Origin of the sequence: Rothia kristinae NBRC 15354, assembly GCF_001570865.1 — a bacterium.
Taxonomy (GTDB): Bacteria; Actinomycetota; Actinomycetes; order Actinomycetales; family Micrococcaceae; genus Rothia; species Rothia kristinae.
Window position 1 is genome coordinate 1 of sequence record NZ_BCSM01000011.1, and the last position, 19,343, is coordinate 19,343.

The window sequence follows — 19,343 nt, forward strand, 5'->3', positions numbered from 1 at the left end:
CACCGCGACCCTCCCGTCGCAACCGCAGACGGTGAGCGTGTGGCGCACCAAATCCGGGTGGGTGAAGGACGGCTGCTCCGCGAACCCCCGCGCCTGGGGCTGCTGAGACCAACACCCCCAAGCCCTGACGCGAACTCCGCTCCGCTTCCCTTGACCACCAGACCCCTGATATCTCGCCTCAGCGGGCAGGTATGGCTTGTATCACTCCGGATGCGGTAGCCTCGAGTCCACCGTGCCGCTCCCCGCGGCGTCGGCACCTGGTCCCAGGAGAAGAAGGAGCGACGATGCTCAAGGGCATGCAGGCCACCACCGGCGAGGACTACCCGCTGAACATCACCACCCTGATCCGGCATGCGGCCCGGAACTTCCCGGACCGGGAGGTGGTGCACCGCGGCAACGACGGCGCCTGGCACCGCTCCACCTACCGCGAGGAATGGCGGCGCCTGGCCCGCATGGCGCACGCGCTGAGCGGTCTGGGGATCGGGCCCGGCGACGTCGTCGGCGTCATGGACTGGAACTCCCGCCGCCACTTCGAGCTGTACTTCGCCGTGCCCGGTCTGGCCGCGGTGATGCTGCAGCTGAACCTGCGCTTGGCCGCCCAGGACCTGCGCTACGTCATCGACCACTCCGGGGCCTCCTGGATCTGCGTGGATGAATCCCTGCTGCCCCTCGCGGAGCAGCACGCCGACGCCGAGAACGTGCGCGGGTGGATCGTCCTCAGCGACCGCCCCGGCTCCCAGGTGAGCACCACCCTCCCCCGCGCCGTCTTCCTCGAGGACCTCATGGCAGACCTGGACGATTCCGCCGACCAGTACCCGTGGGAGCTGATCGACGAGCACTCCGCGGCCTACGCCGGATACACCACCGGCACCACGGGTCGCCCCAAGGGCATCTTCTACTCCCACCGCGCCATGTACCTGCACAGCCTCGCCCTGATCTCGGCCCTGCAGATCGGCCCGGAGGACTGCGTCATGCCGGTGACGCCCATGTTCCATGTGATGTCCTGGGGCTTCCCGCAGGCCTCGTCCGCGGCGGGAGCGAAGGTCGTGCTCCCGGGGCGCTACGGCCTGGACGAGCTGGATTTCCTCGCGGACGCGATGGTCGAGGAGCAGGTGACGGTGGCCAACGGCGCGGCGGCGATCTTCGGGCCCGTGCTGGAGCACATCCGCGGCCTGGAGCAGGCGCCGGACCTGTCCCGGGTGCGACTGGTCTGCGGAGCCACGGAGCCGCCGCTGGCGATGATGAAGGGGTACAAGGAGCTGACCGGCGCGGACGTCGTGCACGCCTACGGCGCCTCGGAGACCTCCCCGGTCGTCACCTACAACTACCGGCTCAAGCCGGGCCTGGAGGATCTGGACGAGGAGCAGCGCTGGGACATCAAGCGCTGCCAGGGCCTGCCCGCGCTCGGCCTGGAGATCAAGATCGCGGATCTGGACGGCAACGAGCTGCCGGCCGACGGCGCCACCAGCGGCGAGCTGCTGGTCCGCGGCCCCTGGGTCACGGTGGACTACCACGACCGGCCCGATGCCGGGGAGAGCTTCCGCGACGGGTGGTGGCGCTCCGGCGACGTCGGGGTGATGCGTCCGGACGGGTACCTGAAGCTCACGGATCGTCTCAAGGACGTCATCAAATCCGGCGGGGAGTGGATCTCCTCGATCGACCTGGAGAACGCGATCCTGGACAACGCCCGAGTCGCGGAGGCCGCGGTGATCGGGGTGCCGCACCCGCGCTGGCAGGAGCGCCCGGTGGCCTACGTCGTCGCCAAGCCGGGGGCCGAGCTCACCGAGGACGCCGTGCTGCAGACCCTGCGCGGGCGCTTCGCGGACTGGCAGCTGCCGGATCGGGTGATCCTGGTGGAGGAGCTGCCCAAGACGTCGGTGGGCAAGCTCAACAAGAAGCTCATGCGGGAGCAGTACGCCGCGTCCTGACGCCCCGCGCCGTCGTCGGCCGCCCCCCGGAGCGGACCGGGACCGGATCGTGCACCGCGAGCCGGATCATCCGGTCCACGCTGCACACAACGGCCCACGACGACGCCGGAACCCGGCAGCACCACCCGCACAGGTCACTCTGGGTGCAGGATGACGCGAACCGTGCGCGACTTCCTGCACCCAGCGTGACCACGGGGTCGGGGGCCAGCGATCAGACCCCCGGACTCAGCCGGACAGGCCGCCGAAGCCGCCGCGGCCCTTGCGGGAGCGGGAGCGGCTGGTGCCGAAGATGCCGCGCACCAGCTCCCGGCCGATCTGGGAGGCCACGTTGGTGCCCACGCGCATCATCGCGTCGTTGCGTTTCTGCCGCTCGCGCTCCTCCTCCTTGCGACGCCGCTCCTCCTCCTTGGCCTGCTCCCGCGCCGCGCGCTCGGCCTCCTTGCGCTCCTGGGCCGACGACGCCGCCCCGGAACCGTCCGCGCCCGTCGCGCCGGAGGCACCAGCCCCGGAAGCACCGGCACCCCCGGCCCCAGCACCCGCGGACCAGGCCCCAGCAGCACCGCCGGGCCCCGCCTGCCCGCTGAGCTTCTCGAAGGCGGAGTAGGAGTCCACGACGGTCGCGTACTTCGGCATCAGCGGGGACGCGGCCACGACGGCGTCGACGGCCTCCGGGGCCGGGCCCATCAGCGAGCGCGGCGCGAACATCCGGGTCCACGCCACCGGGGAGGGCGCCCCGGTCTCGGTCATCACGGTCACCACGGCCTCTCCGATCCCGGCGGAGGTGAGCACCTGCTCCAGGTCGTACCCGGACTTCGGGAAGGTCTTCACGGTCGCGGTCAGGGCCTTCTGATCCTCCGGGGTGAAGGCGCGCAGCGCGTGCTGCACCCGGTTGGCCAGCTGCCCCAGTACCTCGGACGGCAGGTCCTTGGGGGTCTGGGTGATGAAGAAGATGCCCACGCCCTTGGAGCGGATCAGCCGCACGGTCTGGGTGATGGACTCCTTGAAGGCCTTGGAGGCACCGGTGAACAGCAGGTGCGCCTCGTCGAGGAAGAACACCAGCTTGGGCTTGTCCGCGTCCCCGACCTCGGGCAGGTCCTGGAAGAGGTCCGCGAGCAGCCACATGAGGAAGGTGGAGAACAGCTGCGGCTTGGACTGCAGCGTGGACAGCTCCAGCACGGAGATGACCCCGCGCCCGTCCTCGGCGGTGCGCAGGAACTCGGCGGCGTCGAACTCCGGCTCCCCGAAGAACTGGTCCATGCCCTCGGCTTCCAGCCCCACGATCTCGCGCAGGATCACCCCGGCGGTGGCCTTGGACAGCCCGCCCAGCTGCGCCAGGGCCTCCTTGCCCTCGGCGCTGGTCAGGTGCTGGATGACGGCGCGCAGGTCCTCGAGGTTGTACAGCTCCAGGCCCTGCTGGTCCGCCCAGTGGAAGATCAGCTGCAGGCTGGACTCCTGGGTGGCGTTCAGGTCCATGACCCGGGAGAGCAGGAGGGGCCCGAAGGACTGGATGGTCGCGCGGATGGGCACGCCCTTCCCGTCCCCGCCGAGGGAGCAGAACTCGGTGGGGAAGGACGACGCCGTCCACTCCTGACCCAGGGCGGCCGTGCGCGCGGAGAGCTTCTCGTTGGGCTGGCCGGGGGCGGCCAGACCGGAGAGGTCCCCCTTGACGTCCGCGAGGAACACCGGGACTCCGGCGTCGGAGAGCTGCTCGGCCATCAGCTGCAGGGTCTTGGTCTTGCCGGTGCCGGTGGCCCAGGCGATCAGACCGTGCCGGTTCATCATGGACAGAGGCAGGCCGACGACGGCCTCCGGGTGCGGCTGGCCCTCGCTCATCGCCGCGCCGAGGCGCAGGGTGGGGCCGTCGAATCGGTAGCCGCTGCTGATCTGGGCCAGCTGTTCCTCGTGTGTCATGGGGCCCACAGTACCCGGCGTCGGCCCCGGAACGTCCGGTGGATGCGCAGCATCGCCACAGGTGCATCCCAGGATGCGTCCCTACAGTGGAGAGCACCTCAAAGGTGCGAGTGATTGATGGGGAACGGCCCCGGTCCGATGCGGACCGGGGCCGTTCTTTGCCCAGACGACCTTCCCTGACCGACGTTCCACCGCCCGGGAAGGGGTGACGCCGCGAGTCCCCGCCCTCTGCGCCCGCGCGCGGGCTTGGTATCTTGAGGGCATCGACCCATCCACCGCCGGAGGCATCCCTTGTCCCTGAACGCCGAAGAGCGCAGGACCACCAGCGAGGAGCTGCGCGCCAACCTGCTCCTGTCCGACCTGTCCGAGACCGAGGTCCTGGACACCCTCGACCTCACCCCCAGCCAGCTGGAGCGGATCCTGGACGTCTCCCCCGAGGCCGACCCGGCCGACGTCTGGCTGGTGCGCGACTTCATCCTGCAGACCCTCGAAGGCCAGTCCCGCGAGCCGCGGCCCTTCACCGTGCTCACCGAGCAGGCCCGCACCGACGCGCAGCGCTGGTTCGGCCTGCACGAGGTCCCGCCGACGCCGCAGGCCAGCCCCGAGTAGGCCGCGCCGCAGGCCCACACCCCCTGCGAAACACCTGGTCAACACGCAGAGGGAACTCAGGGAAACCTCAGCATCGATCCGTACGGTAGGAACTACCTCAAAGGTGCGAGTGATTGATGGGGAACGGCCCCGGTCCGATACGGACCGGGGCCGTTCTTCTTAACCACCCGCGCCCACTCCCGCAAGAACGGAGCCCCCATGACTCGCATCGCCGTCGCCGGCGCGTCCGGCGCCATCGGAACCCTCGTCCTGCACGACGCCGCCCAGGCCGGGCTGGACACGGTCTCCCTGGACCGCGCCCACGGCATCGACCTGCTCACCGGAGAGGGGCTGGCCGCGGCCCTGGAGGGAGTCACGGCCGTCATCGACGTCTCCCAGGTCGCCCCGCCCGACCATGAGAACCCCACCGGCCCGATCCTGCGCGCCGCAGGCCACCTGCTCGAGGCCGCCCAGGCCGCCGGCGTCCGGCGTCTGGTCATGCTCTCCATCAACGGCGTGCAGGACGAGGGGCTGCAGCAGTTCCCCTTCTACGCCGCCCGCGCCGCCCAGGAGGAGCTGGTGGGCCGATCCTCGGTGGAGCACCTGATCGTGCGCAGCGCCCAGTGGTTCGAGTTCGGCATGAATCCCGCGGCGGTCACCGAGGAGCAGGACCGGGTGCGAGCGCAGGACTGGGCGATCCAGCCGCTGGCCGCCGCCTCCGTCGCCAGCTTCCTGGTGGAGGCGGCCCAGGGCCAGCATGGCGCCGGCATGGTCACTCTGGCCGGCCCGGATCGGATGCGCCTGCCCGAGCTCACGGAGCGCACGCTGCGGGCCCGCGGAGACCGGCGGCCCGTGCACGCCGAGGATCCGGTCCTTCCGGGGCTGGGCGACGGCACCCTGCACGCGCCGTCCGACGCCCGCATCCTGGGGCCGGGGCTCGCGCAGTGGCTGGAAGGATGATCGCCGGAGACGCTTAGAGTCATATTGACAATAACCTCGCTTTCCGGCCGTCTCGCGGGTAGTGTCCTGGGCCATGACCACCACGCACACCCGCACCGAGCGGCTCGACGAGCTGCCCCTGACCCGCAAGCACGCCCGCCTGCTCACCGGCTCCGGCATCGGCTGGGCCCTGGACGCGATGGACGTCGGCCTGATCTCCTTCATCATGGCCGCGCTGACCGCCCAGTGGGGCCTGACCCCCACCGAGGCTTCCTGGCTGGGTTCCATCGGCTTCATCGGGATGGCCCTGGGCGCCACCCTGGGCGGGCTGCTCGCCGACCGCTTCGGGCGCCGCCAGATCTTCGCGACCACCCTGCTCGTCTACGGGCTGGCCACCGGCGCCTCCGCGCTGTCCACCGGTCTGGCGATGCTCATGGCGCTGCGCTTCCTGGTCGGGCTGGGTCTGGGTGCGGAGCTGCCGGTGGCCTCCACCCTGGTCTCCGAGTTCGCCCCGCGGCGGATCCGCGGCCGGATGGTCGTGCTGTTGGAGGCCTTCTGGGCGGTGGGCTGGCTGGCCGCGGCCTGCATCGGCGCGTTCGTGGTGGGCGCCTCCCCGGAGGGCTGGCGCTGGGCCCTGGCCCTGGGGTGCCTGCCCGCGGTCTACGCGCTGATCGTGCGCCTGGGGCTGCCGGAATCCGTGCGCTTCCTGGAATCCCGGGGGCGGCACGAGGAGGCCGAGCGGGTGGTCCGCTCCTTCGAGGAGGCCGCGGAGCACTCCGGGAAGACCGGTGCCGCGGGTGCGGCCGACGGCGCGGGTGCGGCCGAGACCACGGGTCGGGCCGCCGCGGGTGCGGCGAGTGCGGCCGACGCCGGGACCCGAGCCGGGACCGCCGGTGCCGCGGATGCGGCGGGGGCCAGCGCGGGTGCGGCCGACGGCGCGGCGTCGCCCTCGGGGTCGGCGGCCGCCCGCACGACGTCGGACTCCGCCCCCGAGCCGAGCGGCGGCCTCGGAATCTGGTCCGCGCAGCTGCGGGGACGCACCGCGGCCCTGTGGACCGTGTGGTTCTGCATCAATCTGTCGTACTACGGGGCGTTCATCTGGATCCCGTCCCTGCTGCACGCGCAGGGCTTCACCCTGGTCAAGTCCTTCACCTTCACCCTGATCATCACGCTGGCCCAGCTGCCCGGCTACGCCACGGCGGCGTGGCTGATCGAGCGGTGGGGACGCCGGATCACGCTGGCCGTGTTCCTGGCGGGCTCCGCGGCGGCGGCGATCGGCTACGGGCTGTCCACCTCGGAGACGGCGATCATCGTGTGCGGCTGCCTGCTGTCCTTCTTCAACCTGGGAGCCTGGGGCGCGCTGTACGCGATCGGCCCGGAGCTGTACCCGACGACGGTGCGCGGGGCCGGAACGGGGGCCGCGGCCGGATTCGGTCGGATCGCCTCGATCATCGCGCCGCTGATCGTGCCGCCGCTGGTGGCCCTCGGCGGGCACGTGCTGCTGTTCGGGGTCTTCGCCGCGGCCTTCGCGGTGGCCGCCGCCGCGGCCTTCACCCTCCCGGAGCAGCGCGGGCGCGCCCTGACGGAGGGGTGAGTCGCGGCGGACCCAGACCCGGAGCGACGCCGCCCCGAACGCGAAAAGACCGGCCCCCGGTTCAGTGTTGCTACTGGCTCGGGGGCCGGTCTGCTCGGCGGAGGATGGGGGATTTGAACCCCCGAGGGCGTGAACCCAACACGCGTTCCAGGCGTGCGCCATAGGCCGCTAGGCGAATCCTCCAGGCGTCGCTTGCATCCATCCGGTCGGGACCGCACGGCATGCTCACGAAAGCGAACGGATACGAGCCTACACAACCGCTCCGGAGGCTGACAACCCGCCGCGGCCCCGGGTGGCGCAGAACACCGACCCAGGGCGGGTCCGCGGTGTGACACCCGCGCGGGGCCTCCGCTAAGCTGGCACCAGCCCCTCGCGTGGCGTCATCGTGGAAAACTCCCCCAGGGCCGGAAGGCAGCAAGGGTATCTGCGCTCTGACGGGTGCGCGAGGGGTCTTCTCGTCTCCGCCGTCCCCCTCCACAGACCCGCGGACGCCGTTCGATCTGTCAGTCCCAGCCGTTAGTGTTGTTCGCGTGAGCACCGCACTGTACCGCCGTTACCGCCCGGAGACGTTCGCCGACGTCATCGGGCAAGAGCACGTCACCGAGCCCCTGATGACGGCGCTGCGGAACAACCGCGTCAACCACGCCTACCTCTTCTCCGGGCCGCGCGGCTGCGGCAAGACCACCTCCGCGCGCATCCTGGCCCGCTGCCTCAACTGCGCCGAGGGCCCCACCCCCACCCCGTGCGGGCACTGCGAGTCCTGCCGGGACCTCGCCCGGGACGGCGCGGGATCGCTGGACGTCATCGAGATGGACGCCGCCTCCCACGGCGGCGTGGACCACGCCCGTGACCTGCGCGAACGCGCGACCTTCGCCCCCGTGCGGGACCGCTACAAGATCTTCATCATCGACGAGGCGCACATGGTCACCCGCGAGGGGTTCAACGCGCTGCTGAAGATCGTGGAGGAGCCGCCGGAGCACATCAAATTCGTCTTCGCGACCACCGAGCCGGCCAAGGTCCTCGGCACCATCCGCTCCCGCACCCACCACTACCCCTTCCGCCTGGTCCCCCCGGAGACCCTGCGCACCTATCTGGCGCACCTGTGCGAGCAGGAGGGCATCGCCGTCGAGCAGGGGGTGCTGCCGCTGGTGGTGCGCGCCGGAGGAGGGTCCGTGCGGGATTCGCTGTCCGTGCTGGATCAGCTGATGGGCGGCTCCGGGTCGGAGGGCATCACCTACGACCTCGCCGTCGCCCTGCTGGGCTTCACCCACGCCGAGCTGCTGGACGGGGTGGTGGACGCCTTCGCCGCGGGGGACGCTCCGGCCGTCTTCCAGGCCGTGGACCGGGTGATCAGCACCGGGCAGGATCCGCGCCGGTTCGTGGAGGATCTGCTGGAGCGGTTCCGGGACCTCATCATCGTCCGGGCCGCTCCCGACGCCGCGGCCTCGATCCTGCACGGGCTCTCCGAGGACCAGGTGGATCGGATGCGCGGGCAGGCCCAGCAGCTGGGGGCCGCGGAGCTGTCCCGGGCCGCGGACATCACCAACGCCGCCCTGACCGAGATGACCGGGGCCACCACCCCTCAGCTGCACCTGGAGCTGCTGTGCGCCCGGATCCTGCTGCCGACCGCGGATGATTCCACCCGCGGGGTCGGGGCCCGGGTGGATCGGCTGGAGCGGCGGATCAACCTGGGCACGGTCGGCGCGGTGGCGGCCCCGCTGCGCCAGGATCCGGCCGCCCTGACCACCCCGGAGACCCCCGCCGAGCACGCGGCCGCCCAGGCGGCGGGCACCGAGGAGGGGCCCGAGCGCTCCGACGGCTCAGCGGCTGAGGGTATGGCGGCGGCCCCGGACGGTCGCGAGGCCGCGCTGGCGATGGTCCGGCGGAACCGTCCCGTCCCGCCGGGGCAGCAGACCGGGGACGAGGACGCCGGAGCCGATGCCGTCGATTCCCGCCGGGTCGAGGCCGGCAGGACGGGGAACGACGCCGCCGGGAACGACGCCGCCGAACCCTCCGGCGCCCCATCGCCTGCGGCCGACCAGCACCCGGAGGCCCCCGAACGGGAGACCTCGGCGTCGCACATGGCGGAGGACGCCGGACAATACCAGCCGCAGCCCACGGCCCCGGCCGACGCCGGCCAGGTCACCATGATCCAGCGCTCCTGGGCCGATGTGGTGGCCGCCGTCGGCAGCCGCTCCAAGGTGGGCCAGGCGACCTTCCGGGAATGCCAGCCCTCCCGCTTCGAGGACGGCGTCCTGTACGTCTCCTCCCGCGGGCCGGGGATCCAGTCCCGGGTGCAGCGCTACGCCGGTGCCCTGTCCGAGGCGCTGCAGGAGGTCCTGGGGATCTCCTGCCAGGTGGCCGTGGACGGCGGCCCCGGGCCCTCCGACGGCGGCGGGCGCGGCCCGCAGGGGCCGTCCGGGCCTGGCGGGCCCGGTGGATCTGGCGGGTCCGGAGGGCCCGGCAGGGGACCGGGCGGCCCCGCGTCGTCGCCCGCTCGCGGACAGAGCGAACAGGACGGACAGCGCGGACACGGCGGGGCCTCCTTCGCGGGTGCCCCCGGCCGCGGACCGGAGCGCTCCGGCCACGCCCCCTCCGCCTCCGCGCGCGCGGAGGAGCCCGAGTGGCCGGATGAGGGCCAGTGGGAGCGGGCTGCCCAGCAGGCCCTCCGGGAGCGCCCCGCCGCGCCCTCCGCGGGTCGGGCACCCGATGAGTCGGGGCGCCCGCGCGTCACCCCGGATCTGCCCCAGGGCCCGCGGGCCGAGGAGGAGGCCTGGCGTCGTCACGGGGAACCGGCCGAGGGCGGGGCCCCTGCCTGGTCCGAGGATGCCGAGGGCGAGGACTTCGGCAGCTGGGAGGTCGCCGCGATCCCCGGTGACGGTCCCGAGCAGGCCGAGGCTACTCAGGACACCGCTTCGCAGCGTTCGGCTCCGGAGGTCGCGGAGGGGCAGCGTCCCGCGCGTCCCGCCCCGGTGCCCTCCCAGGGCTCGCCCGATCCGCGCACCCCGCCCACCGGCAGCCTGAGCGTGGTCCCCTCCCCGCAGGAGCCCGGTGAGGCCCCCGCGGATTCCGGCGACCCCGGACAGCACCCCGCGCCGGATGCGACGGCCGGCCCCGCCCAGGAAGCCGCGCCCGACCACGCCCCGACGAACCACGCTGCTCCGACTTCCGACGCCCACCCGGCCGACCCCGGCGCGTCGTCCCCCGGGGCTTCGTCGAGCGGATCTGAGACGGAAGAGGCCGGGCCGGCACACGACTGGTCTGTGGCCGCCCGACGCGCCGGCGCCCCGGGCGAACCGGTGGACGGGCGCCGCAGCGGCTGGGGATACGCCGGGCCCGACGACGGTTCCGCACGGCACCCGTCCCAGTGGGGCGAGCGCACCCCGCGCCTGGTCGAGATCCCCGGCGGCGCGGGAGCACCCGGCGGCGGGTCCGCCTCCCGCCACCTGCGCGCCGTCCCCGACGACGCCGCCTCCAGCGCCCCCTCCAGCAGCCCGGCCGACGGGCAGGCGCCCCCGGACACTGGTCCCGCCGGCCCGGAGGGGCACGCGCCGTCGACTCCGCCCACCGAACCCGCCGGGCCCGCCCGGGATCAGCCGCACCGGTCCTTCCGGGAGCGCCACGCCGCGGCCATCGCCGCCGGGGCTCGCTCCCACGGGGGCCCCGGCGTCGACTCGCAGGCCCCGGAGCCGCCCGAGGACTGGGAGGACTTCGCCCCGACCCCGGAGGATGAGGACTTGGAGGACTCGACGATGTACGGTCAGGCGGCGGTCGAGACCCTGCTCGGCGGCCGGGTGATCGAGGAGCGGCCCCACCAGGCGCGCTGATCCCGACCGCCACCCACCAACCACCGCACCGGAGCGCTGCATCCGGTGCCCCCGCGAGAATGAGGAGCCGTGTACCAAGGCGCAGTCCAGGATCTGATCGATGAGCTCGGCCGTCTGCCGGGGGTGGGCCCGAAGTCCGCCCAGCGCATCGCCTTCCACATCCTCAACTCCCCGGCCGAGGAGATGGAGAAGCTCTCCGCGGCCATCACCACCGTGAAGCGGAAGGTCTCCTTCTGCGAGATCTGCGGCAACATCTCCGAGACCCCCAAGTGCTCGATCTGCCGCGACGCCCGCCGGGACACCTCCCTGATCTGCGTGGTCGAGGAGCCGAAGGACGTCTCCGCGATCGAGCGCACCGGCAGCTTCGACGGCCGGTACCACGTGCTCGGCGGCTCCATCAATCCGATGCAGGGCATCGGCCCGGAGCAGCTGCGCATCCGCCAGCTCGTCACCCGCCTGGCCGACGAGAACGTCCAGGAGATCATCCTGGCGATGGACCCCAACCTGGAGGGCGAGGCCACCGCGACCTACCTCTCCCGTCTGCTCAACCCCATCGGCGTCACGGTCTCCCGCTTGGCCTCCGGGCTGCCCGTGGGCGGGGACCTGGAGTACGCGGATGAGATCACATTGGGCCGGGCCCTGGAGGGCCGTCGCATCCTCACCGCCGGGATGCGCCGGGCCGCGGAGGAGGCGCGGCTGGCCGACGAGGAGGACGCCGAGGACTTCGCCGCGAACCCCGAAGCCTCGGACCACAACACCGACGACGACGGCTCAGAAAGCTCTGGGAGCTCCGAGGAGCCCGGTGAGGGCGAACCCGAACGGGGCGGTGCGGGCTCGGAGGCCTCCCCCGAGGTGCCCGCGCGCCGCTACCCGACGCCCCGGCGCGGCGAGCGCTTCGCCAATCCCTGGGCGGACTGAGAAGCCTCGAGCGGGCAGCGGGGCGCACGGGATGCCCGGCGCCCCGGCCCGCGGCGTCGGGCGCTCACCGCTTCCTGGTCCAGTAGCCCTTCGCGTGCATCGAGCGCTTGTCCAGCCCCCACTGCTCCAGCAGGAGCCGACGCACCGGGCGCAGGGCGGCGCTCTCCCCGGCAAGCCACGCGAACGCGGGGCCCTCGGGAACGGGCATCCGCTCCACGACCTCCAGGGCCGTGCGACCGGCCAGCACCTCCGCCCGGCCCGGCTCCCCTGTGTTCGCCCGCGCGTCGGCCTCCGGGCTCGCTCCTCGGCTCGCCGCCCCGTCCCCGTCCCCAGGTCGGCCGTCCGCAGACTGGCCGTCCGGACCGTCCTCGCCCGGCACCAGCCACGTCAGGCGCACCCCGGCGGGGGCTGAGAGGTCCTGGACGGAGTCCGGGCCGGGCACCTCGAGGATCACCCGCCCGACGGCGTCGGCGGGCAGCTGCTCCAGCCAGCGAGCGATGCCGGGCAGGCCCGTCTCATCCCCCACCATGAGCAGGAAGCACCCCGGCTCCGGGGCCTCGCGGCCGCTCTTGGGCCCCAGCAGGTGCACCGGATCCCCCGGGGCGAGCGCCTGCGCCCACCGGCTGCCGGGGCCGCGCCCGTGGGCCACCACGGCGATCTCCACCGTCCCGAGTTCGGGATCCACCCGGCGCACCGTGTACTTGCGGGTCAGCGGGGCGGGCTTGGCCCAGCGCGGCTTGCCGCCGGTGAGGTCGGGCTCGGGCACCCGGCCGGTCTGCGGATCAGGCAGCACCACGCGCACGGTCTCCCCCACCGCGTGCCGGGTGGGGAATCCGGGCAGGCCCTCCACCACCACCCGCGTCATCGTGGGGCTGAGCCGCTCGACGACGCGCGCCCGGCCCACGCGATAGCGCGGGGCCTGCTCCTGCCGCCCCGTCTCCTGCGTGCCCTGCTTCGGGTGATCCCGTCCGCCCATGCGCGATGCCGTCCTCTTTCCGCTTCCTGCGCCGCAGTCATGCCATCCGCCGCGTTCCGCATCGTGGGACACCGGACGCGAAGCGGCGTCCTCCTGTGCGGGAGGATACCCTGGGACGGGCGGCCACGCGCCCCACCACCCGCCCTGCCCCGCCCTGGGGGCGCCGGGCCAGCAGGACGAGAGCGAGGACGGGAGCACCCATGAGTCTGATCGTGCAGAAGTTCGGCGGGTCCTCCGTGGCCGATGCCGAGGGCGTCAAGCGCGTCGCCCGGCGCATCGGGGACACGAGGGCCGCCGGGAACGACGTCGTCGTGGTGGTCTCCGCGATGGGCGACACCACGGACGATCTGCTGGATCTGGCCCACGAGGTCTCCTCCTTCCGGGGGCCCAGCCGCGAGCTGGACATGCTGCTGACCGCCGGGGAGCGGATCTCCATGGCGGTGCTGGCGATGGCCGTGCGGGAGCTGGGCATCCCCGCGCAGTCCTTCACCGGCTCCCAGGCCGGGATGATCACCGACGGCATCCACGGCGCGGCCCGCCTGGTGGAGGTCAACCCGGATCGGATCCGGGAATCCGTGCAGGCCGGCAACGTCGCGATCGTCGCCGGCTTCCAGGGCATGAACCGGCAGACCCGGGACATCACGACCCTGGGCCGGGGCGGTTCGGACACGACGGCGGTGGCCCTGGCCGCGGCCCTGGACGCGGACGTGTGCGAGATCTACTCGGACGTGGACGGGGTGTTCACCGCGGATCCGCGGATCGTGCCCACCGCGCACAAGCTGGACGAGGTCTCCAGCGAGGAGATGCTGGAGCTGGCCGCCAACGGGGCGAAGATCCTTCACCTGCGCAGCGTGGAGTACGCCCGGCGCTTCGGGCTGAAGCTCCACGTCCGCTCGTCCTTCAGTACCCTGGAGGGGACCTGGGTGATCCCGAGCCCCACCGACGCCGACTCCCGTGATCTGACGAAGGAGATCCCCTTGGAACAGCCCCTCATCTCCGGTGTGGCCCACGACCGCTCGCAGGCGAAGGTCACGATCGTCGGCGTCCCTGACGTGCCCGGCTACGCCGCGAAGATCTTCGGCAGCCTCAACGACGCCGAGGTCAACCTGGACATGATCGTGCAGAACGTGTCCACCAAGTCCGCCAAGCGCACGGACATCTCCGTGACCCTGCCGCAGGATCAGGGGGACACGGCCCTGCAGGTGCTGCGTCGCGTCCAGGAGGAGGTGGGCTTCGAGGACGTGCAGTACGACGACCGGATCGGCAAGCTCTCCCTGGTGGGTGCGGGCATGAAGTCCAACCCGGGGGTCTCCTTCCAATTCTTCAAGGCCCTGTCCAACGCCGGGGTGAACATCGACATGATCTCCACCTCGGAGATCCGCATCTCCGTGATCACCCGCCTGGATCTGCTCGACGACGCCGTGCGCGCGGTGCACAGCGCCTTCGACCTGGACCGGGAGGGCGAGGCCACCGTCTACGGCGGCACCGGCCGCTGAGGATGCGCCTGCTCGACGCCGCCCGGTGGCGCGCGCTGGCCGCGGAGCACGGACAGCGTGCGGATCGGCACGGGCAGCCCTTCGTGGATCGTCGCAGCCGGGGCGAGAAGCACCCGGTGGAGGACTTCCTGTTCACCTACTACACCCTGTCCCCCGGGCAGCTGCGCCGCTGGCATCCCGGGGCCGGGGTGATCCTGCTGGACGCCGCCGAGCGTCGAGACTGGAAGCACTACCGGCCCGCCGTCGAGGACGAGCTGCGCGCCGCCGGGCTGGAGACCGATGCCGCCCGGGACATCGCCGCGGCCGGCACCGCGGTGACCGTGGACGTCGAGGGATTCCTGTCCCAGCGGCAGCGCACGGTGGAGTTCGTCCGGGATCTGCTCTCCCGCACGCTGGCGAAGCCGGGATCCTTCGGGTGCTTCGGGCTGCACGAGTGGGCGATGGCCTACCGCTCCGAGGTCAACGGGCATCGGCACGAGTACCTGGACCTGCGGCTGGGCGCGGCGGGCACGGATGAGGTGGTGGAGGGGCATCGGATCACGTGCACTCACTTCGACGCCTTCCGCTTCTTCCAGCCGCAGGCCGTCCCGCTGAACACGATCCAGCCCTCCCGTCGGACGCAGCGGGAGATGGAGCAGCTCGGGTGCCTGCACGCGAACATGGACGTGTACAAGTGGGCGTACAAGCTGCTGCCCCTGGTGGATTCGGATCTGCTGCTGGAGGCCTTCGAGCTGTCGCGGGAGATCCGGGAGATGGACATGCGCGCGGCCCCCTACGACCTGGCGGATTGGGGATACGCGCCGATCCGCATCGAGACCGCGGAGGGCAAGCGGGAGTACGCGCGGCTGCAGCGGGCCTTCGCGGAGCGCTCCCAGCACCTGCGGGAGCGCCTCACCTCTCTCCTCCGCACAACGGGAGATCCTTCCCATATCGGGACCGCACACGTCCCGAAATGAGAGGGATCTCCCGTTTTGCGGGGGTGGGTTCAGCGACGGTGTCGGGAGAGCAGCAGCCAGCCGATCAGCCCGGCGGGGGCGGCGAACAGCACGGTGGAGATCGCCACCGTCACGGAGGTGTCGGCTTCGCCGGCCTCCAGGACGTGGCGAGACCACTCGGGATCGAACATCGCGCCCACGGCAGCGCCGCAGTTGAACAGGAAGTGCAGCAGGATCACCGCGCCGGTGCTGCGTGCGGGTTCGCAGCCATACCGCGCCGAGCAGCAGGCCCAGCAGAGCCGCGCAGACCACCTGCCCGAGCACGGGCACCAGGGCGCCGGGGTTGTGGATGAGGTTGAGCAGGTGGGCCAACCCGAAGATCACCGCGGGCAGGGCGACGACGCCGCGCGGACCCATCCTGCCGGTGGCCAGCAGCGCCCCGGCCAGCACCGCGAGGACCCCGGCGCGGAAGAACAGCTCCTCGACGGCGGCGGTGCCCGGCTGCCCGAGAACTGTGCCGAGGGCCGCCAGCGGCGGGGCGGAGAATCCCCCACCCTGGGCGGTCCAGGACAGGGCGCTCAGGACCAGGACGAGCGCGCCGGCGGCCGGCATGTACCAGCCGAGCAGCAGCCCGCGCCCCATCCGCCCTGGGCGCAGGGCCTGCGGGAGGAGCCCGAGGGCCCGGAGCAGGACCACGGCGGTGGTCAGGGGGATCAGGGTGCCGATGGGGCCCGCCCAGGTGCCCAGCGGCAGGGCCGCGGCGGCCAGGCCCGCCAGCCATAGGCTCACTCCGAAGCCGGCGACCAGCAGCAGCACGGCGGGCAGGGGGCGGCATCGCGCGGTCGCGAAGGGGAGATCGGTCACGGGTCTTCCTCTCAGGGATCGGACAAAAGCGCGAATGATTATCATGTGCAATCCTGGGGAGAACCTGGGACTCCCGCCCCCTTCCGCAAAACTGGAGATCCTTCCCATCTCGGGACCGCACACGCCCCGGAAGGAGAGGGATCTCCCGTTGTGCGGTGAGGAGGAGGGGTGGGGTGAGGCATGGCTATCCTGAACGGGTGACCTCCTCACCGCCCATCGTCGACGACGCCGCCCCCGCGAGCGCCCCGGGGCGGCTGCGCAGCCTGCACCTGTGGTTCCCGCTGGCGCTGCTCGCGGTCATCCTCATCTGCGCGGTGGCCAGCCTCATGGTCGGCGGCCGAGCCAATACGATCGCCCAGGCTTGGGAGCGCATCCCGGACGCCCTGACCTACGCGGGGGACCCGAAGCGCCTGCCCGCCTCTCGCAGCGGCGACGAGCTCGTCGTCGTCATGGGGCTGCTGCGGCTGCCGCGCACCGTGCTGGCCCTGCTAGTCGGCGCGGCCCTGGGTGCGGCCGGCACGGTCATCCAGGGGCACACGCGCAACCCGCTGACGGACCCCGGGATCCTCGGGATCAACGCCGGGGCTGCCGCGGCCGTCGTGCTCTCCCTCGTGTTCGGCTGGACCGACTCGCCCACCGGGTACGTGTGGCCCGCGCTGATCGGCTGCGCGCTGGTCACCGCCGCGGTGTTCGCCCTGTCCTCCACGGGGTCCACGGCCGCCAACCCGCTGAGCATCGTGCTGGCCGGGGCCGCCCTGTCCGCGATCCTCATGGCCGTGGTCAACGCCCTGGTGCTCTCCGACGACGACGCCCTGGAGGGTCTGCGCCAGTGGGCCACCGGCTCGGTGGCCGGGCGGGATCTGGACGTGGCGTGGGTGGTGCTGCCGATCATCCTGGTGGGTCTCGTCCTGGCCTGCGCGCAGGGCTCGGCCCTGAATCTGCTGGCCCTCGGGGAGACCGTGGCCCGCTCGCTGGGGCTGGCCACCACCCGCTGGCGGGTCCTCGGCCTGCTCAGCGTGGCGCTGCTGGGCGGGGCGGCCACCGCGGCCGCCGGGCCCGTGGCCTTCGTGGGGCTGGCCGCCCCGCACATCGTGCGCGCCGTCGTCGGGCCGGACTACCGCCTGGTGGTGCCCTACGCGGCGCTGCTCGGCGCGGCCCTGGCCCTGGCGGTGGACGTGCTGGGGCGGATCATCGCCCGCCCCGGGGAGCTGCAGATGGGCATCGTCATGGCCCTGGTCGGCGTGCCGTTCTTCGTCATCCTGATCCGCCGGGGGAAGGTGCAGGCCCTGTGAGCGCGTCCCGCATCCCCCAGACTCGCACCACCCAGCCCCGAACCGCCGGCTCCCGCGAGACCAGCACCGCCGACGCCGGGACCGCCCGCGCCGACCTGGGCCTCCGGGCCGTACGCCTCGGGCCGCTCTCCGCGGTGCTGCGCCCGCGGCGCATCGTCGTCGCCGTGGTCCTGATCCTGGTGACCGTGCTCGTGTTCGCCGCGAACCTGGGGCGCGGGGACTTCCCCATGAGCGTGCCGGACGTGCTGCGCACCCTCGCCGGGGGCGGGACCCGGCTGGAGGAGACCATCGTGTTCCGGTGGCGCCTGGGCCGGGCCGTGGTGGGCCTGGCGGTGGGCGCGGCCCTGGCCTTCTCCGGGGCGCTGACCCAGTCCGTGGCCCGCAACCCCCTGGCCAGCCCGGACGTCCTGGGCATCACCAACGGCGCCTCGGTGGCCGCGGTCTTCGTCATCACCGTCTCCGGCACGCACGGGCTGTTCGGCGACGCCGCGGTCTTCGGCCGGGATGTGCTCGGGGTGCCCGTGGTCGCGATCATCGGCTCCGTGCTGACCGCCGCCCTGGTGTGGTGGGTGGCCGGGAAGGACCGCGGCTCGATGCTGCGGCTGGTGCTGATCGGGGTGGGCGCGTCCATGTTCCTCAACGCGATCTCCACCTGGCTGATGGCCGGGACCACCCTGGATCAGACCGCCGAGGCCCGGCTGTGGCTGACCGGTTCGCTGAACGGACGCGGCTGGGACCAGGCGTGGGCCCCGCTGATCTGCTCCCTGGCCGCCCTGGCCCTGGCCGGGCGGCTGGCCTTCCAGCTGGCGGGGCTCTCCCTCGGCCCGGAGATCGCCCACGGGCTGGGCCACCGCCTCCGGGTCGCGCAGGCGAGCCAGCTGCTGGTCGCCGTCGTGCTGGCCGCGGTGGCGGTCTCCGCGGCCGGGCCGATCCCCTTCGTCGCCTTCGTGGCCCCGCAGATCGCCCAGCGGATCACCGGGGCGGCCACCCCGCCGCTGTGGTGCTCGGCCCTGACCGGGATGCTGCTGGTCAGCGCGGCGGACCTCGTGGCCCGCACGGTGCTGCCGTGGGAGCTGCCCCTGGGCATCGTGACCGCCGTGTGCGGCGCCCCCGTGCTGATCTGGCTGGTGCTGAAGATGAACCGAAAGGCCTCCGCATGACCCCGTTCCGCGACCGCACCTCCCGCCGCGCGATCCCGCCGCAGACGCCGAGCATCGCCCCGGACCCGACGGCGGAGACCCCGGCGGGAGCCCCCGCCTCCCCGTCCGAGGCGCCCGCCGCCCGGATCACCGCGCGCGGGCTGACCGTGGGCTACGGGCAGGACCCGGTGCTGCGGGACCTGGACCTGCAGATCCCGGCGGACCGGGTGACCACCCTGATCGGCCCCAACGGCTGCGGGAAGTCCACCCTGCTGAAGTCCCTGTGCGACCTGCTGCCCTTCAGCGGCGAGGTCCTGCTGGAGGGGCGCAGCGTCCGGGAGCTGAAGGGGGTGCGCCGGGCCCGGCGCCTGACCCTGCTGCCCCAGTCCCCCACCGCCCCGGAGGGGCTCACCGTGGCGGGGCTGGTCGCCCGCGGTCGGCACCCGTACCAGTCCTGGCTGGCGCAGTGGTCCGCCCGGGACGACGACGTCGTGCGCGACGCGCTGGAGGCCACCGGCCTGCTGGGCCTGGCGCACCGGCCCATCGCGGCGCTGTCCGGCGGGCAGCGCCAGCGGGTGTGGATCGCGATGGCCCTGGCCCAGGACACCCCCACCCTGCTGCTGGATGAGCCGACCACCTACCTGGATCTGGCCTACAGCATCGAGGTGCTCTCCCTGGTGCGCCGGCTGAGGCAGGAGCGCGGCAAGACGGTGGTCATGGTACTGCACGACCTCAACCTGGCGATCCGCCACTCGGATCACCTGGTGGCCCTGGCCGGCGGTGCGGTGGCCGCCCAAGGCTCCCCGGAGGAGATCATCACCCCGGAGCTGCTGGAGGAGGTCTTCGGGCTGAAGGCGCTGGTGGTGGCGGACCCGGTGACCGGCGGCCCGCTGGTGGTCCCGGCCTGAGCCGGTGCGAAGCTCCGGCACCGGGCCC

The 19,343-nt window shown here is 72.9% G+C and carries 14 protein-coding genes, 1 tRNA gene, 1 other RNA gene and 1 pseudogene; 12 read left to right on the plus strand and 5 right to left on the minus strand.

Annotated elements, in window-relative coordinates:
• Positions 1-284: 284 nt before the first annotated feature.
• Positions 285-1,928, plus strand: coding sequence for a long-chain-fatty-acid--CoA ligase (locus tag KKR01S_RS07460; protein ID WP_058730574.1), 1,644 nt, complete (start codon positions 285-287; stop codon positions 1,926-1,928).
• A gap of 225 nt (positions 1,929-2,153) precedes the next feature.
• Here KKR01S_RS07460 and KKR01S_RS07465 read toward each other — a convergent pair whose 3' ends face one another.
• The gene (locus KKR01S_RS07465) at positions 2,154-3,839 is read right to left on the minus strand and encodes a helicase HerA-like domain-containing protein (protein WP_061225675.1); all 1,686 of its coding nucleotides are present in this window, start codon (positions 3,837-3,839) and stop codon (positions 2,154-2,156) included.
• A gap of 291 nt (positions 3,840-4,130) precedes the next feature.
• Here KKR01S_RS07465 and KKR01S_RS07470 point away from each other — a divergent pair, with 291 nt between their 5' ends.
• The 3 genes from KKR01S_RS07470 to KKR01S_RS07480 all read left to right on the plus strand — a co-directional run bounded on the left by KKR01S_RS07470 (position 4,131) and on the right by KKR01S_RS07480 (position 6,960).
• Positions 4,131-4,448, plus strand: a complete 318-nt coding sequence (locus KKR01S_RS07470; RefSeq protein ID WP_058730576.1) for a DUF2316 family protein — start codon at positions 4,131-4,133, stop codon at positions 4,446-4,448.
• Between the two features lie 198 nt (positions 4,449-4,646).
• On the plus strand, positions 4,647-5,387 hold the full coding sequence (locus KKR01S_RS07475) for an SDR family oxidoreductase (RefSeq protein ID WP_061225676.1): 741 nt from the start codon (positions 4,647-4,649) through the stop codon (positions 5,385-5,387).
• Positions 5,388-5,460: 73 nt separating this feature from the next.
• A complete protein-coding gene (locus KKR01S_RS07480) occupies positions 5,461-6,960 on the plus strand; it encodes an MFS transporter (RefSeq protein WP_061225722.1) in 1,500 nt (499 codons plus the stop codon).
• Between the two features lie 98 nt (positions 6,961-7,058).
• Here the strand turns inward: KKR01S_RS07480 and KKR01S_RS07485 are convergent.
• Positions 7,059-7,143 (minus strand) — tRNA-Ser (locus KKR01S_RS07485).
• Positions 7,144-7,321: 178 nt separating this feature from the next.
• Between KKR01S_RS07485 and ffs the strand changes: the two genes are divergently transcribed.
• The 3 genes from ffs to recR all read left to right on the plus strand — a co-directional run bounded on the left by ffs (position 7,322) and on the right by recR (position 11,705).
• Positions 7,322-7,418, plus strand: an RNA gene (gene ffs / locus KKR01S_RS07490) — signal recognition particle sRNA small type.
• Between the two features lie 72 nt (positions 7,419-7,490).
• Positions 7,491-10,787 (plus strand): DNA polymerase III subunit gamma and tau, encoded by a 3,297-nt coding sequence (locus KKR01S_RS07495; RefSeq protein ID WP_061225677.1) that lies wholly within the window; start codon positions 7,491-7,493, stop codon positions 10,785-10,787.
• A gap of 69 nt (positions 10,788-10,856) precedes the next feature.
• On the plus strand, positions 10,857-11,705 hold the full coding sequence (recR, locus tag KKR01S_RS07500) for a recombination mediator RecR (protein WP_081101635.1): 849 nt from the start codon (positions 10,857-10,859) through the stop codon (positions 11,703-11,705).
• A 64-nt stretch (positions 11,706-11,769) separates the two neighbouring features.
• Here the strand turns inward: recR and KKR01S_RS07505 are convergent, their stop codons facing one another.
• Positions 11,770-12,681 carry a siderophore-interacting protein gene (locus KKR01S_RS07505; RefSeq protein ID WP_061225678.1) on the minus strand — a complete coding sequence of 304 codons (912 nt, stop codon included), beginning with the start codon at positions 12,679-12,681 and terminating at the stop codon, positions 11,770-11,772.
• 200 nt (positions 12,682-12,881) lie between these two features.
• Between KKR01S_RS07505 and KKR01S_RS07510 the strand changes: the two genes are divergently transcribed.
• Together KKR01S_RS07510 and KKR01S_RS07515 are read left to right on the plus strand one after the other, a co-directional pair.
• Positions 12,882-14,177: an aspartate kinase gene (locus KKR01S_RS07510; RefSeq protein WP_058730580.1), complete on the plus strand. Its 1,296-nt coding sequence runs from the start codon at positions 12,882-12,884 to the stop codon at positions 14,175-14,177.
• 2 nt (positions 14,178-14,179) lie between these two features.
• The gene (locus KKR01S_RS07515) at positions 14,180-15,133 is read left to right on the plus strand and encodes a hypothetical protein (protein WP_061225679.1); all 954 of its coding nucleotides are present in this window, start codon (positions 14,180-14,182) and stop codon (positions 15,131-15,133) included.
• Positions 15,134-15,162: 29 nt separating this feature from the next.
• Here the strand turns inward: KKR01S_RS07515 and KKR01S_RS07520 are convergent, their stop codons facing one another.
• Both KKR01S_RS07520 and KKR01S_RS11550 read right to left on the minus strand, forming a co-directional pair.
• A complete protein-coding gene (locus KKR01S_RS07520) occupies positions 15,163-15,351 on the minus strand; it encodes a hypothetical protein (protein WP_061225680.1) in 189 nt (62 codons plus the stop codon).
• A gap of 76 nt (positions 15,352-15,427) precedes the next feature.
• Positions 15,428-16,084: pseudogene (locus KKR01S_RS11550) on the minus strand (CPBP family glutamic-type intramembrane protease); the annotation flags it as partial.
• A gap of 89 nt (positions 16,085-16,173) precedes the next feature.
• Here KKR01S_RS11550 and KKR01S_RS07530 point away from each other — a divergent pair.
• From KKR01S_RS07530 to KKR01S_RS07540, 3 genes are read left to right on the plus strand one after another with little or no spacing between them, the layout of a single operon-like run.
• Positions 16,174-17,268, plus strand: coding sequence for a FecCD family ABC transporter permease (locus KKR01S_RS07530; protein ID WP_244884125.1), 1,095 nt, complete (start codon positions 16,174-16,176; stop codon positions 17,266-17,268).
• Positions 17,265-18,428 carry a FecCD family ABC transporter permease gene (locus tag KKR01S_RS07535; protein ID WP_099049754.1) on the plus strand — a complete coding sequence of 388 codons (1,164 nt, stop codon included), beginning with the start codon at positions 17,265-17,267 and terminating at the stop codon, positions 18,426-18,428. Before KKR01S_RS07530 ends, KKR01S_RS07535 begins: the two co-directional genes overlap by 4 nt.
• Positions 18,425-19,315 (plus strand): ABC transporter ATP-binding protein, encoded by an 891-nt coding sequence (locus tag KKR01S_RS07540; protein WP_081101636.1) that lies wholly within the window; start codon positions 18,425-18,427, stop codon positions 19,313-19,315. The genes KKR01S_RS07535 and KKR01S_RS07540 overlap by 4 nt, the downstream gene beginning before the upstream one ends.
• Positions 19,316-19,343 lie beyond the last annotated feature (28 nt).

Coding starts and splice junctions, on each gene's coding strand:
- KKR01S_RS07460 (WP_058730574.1), top strand. CDS start 285: ATGCTCAAGGGCATGCAGGCCACCACCGGCGAGGACTACCCGCTGAAC.
- KKR01S_RS07465 (WP_061225675.1), bottom strand. CDS start 3,839: ATGACACACGAGGAACAGCTGGCCCAGATCAGCAGCGGCTACCGATTC.
- KKR01S_RS07475 (WP_061225676.1), top strand. CDS start 4,647: ATGACTCGCATCGCCGTCGCCGGCGCGTCCGGCGCCATCGGAACCCTC.
- KKR01S_RS07480 (WP_061225722.1), top strand. CDS start 5,461: ATGACCACCACGCACACCCGCACCGAGCGGCTCGACGAGCTGCCCCTG.
- KKR01S_RS07505 (WP_061225678.1), bottom strand. CDS start 12,681: ATGGGCGGACGGGATCACCCGAAGCAGGGCACGCAGGAGACGGGGCGG.
- KKR01S_RS07510 (WP_058730580.1), top strand. CDS start 12,882: ATGAGTCTGATCGTGCAGAAGTTCGGCGGGTCCTCCGTGGCCGATGCC.
- KKR01S_RS07515 (WP_061225679.1), top strand. CDS start 14,180: ATGCGCCTGCTCGACGCCGCCCGGTGGCGCGCGCTGGCCGCGGAGCAC.
- KKR01S_RS07540 (WP_081101636.1), top strand. CDS start 18,425: ATGACCCCGTTCCGCGACCGCACCTCCCGCCGCGCGATCCCGCCGCAG.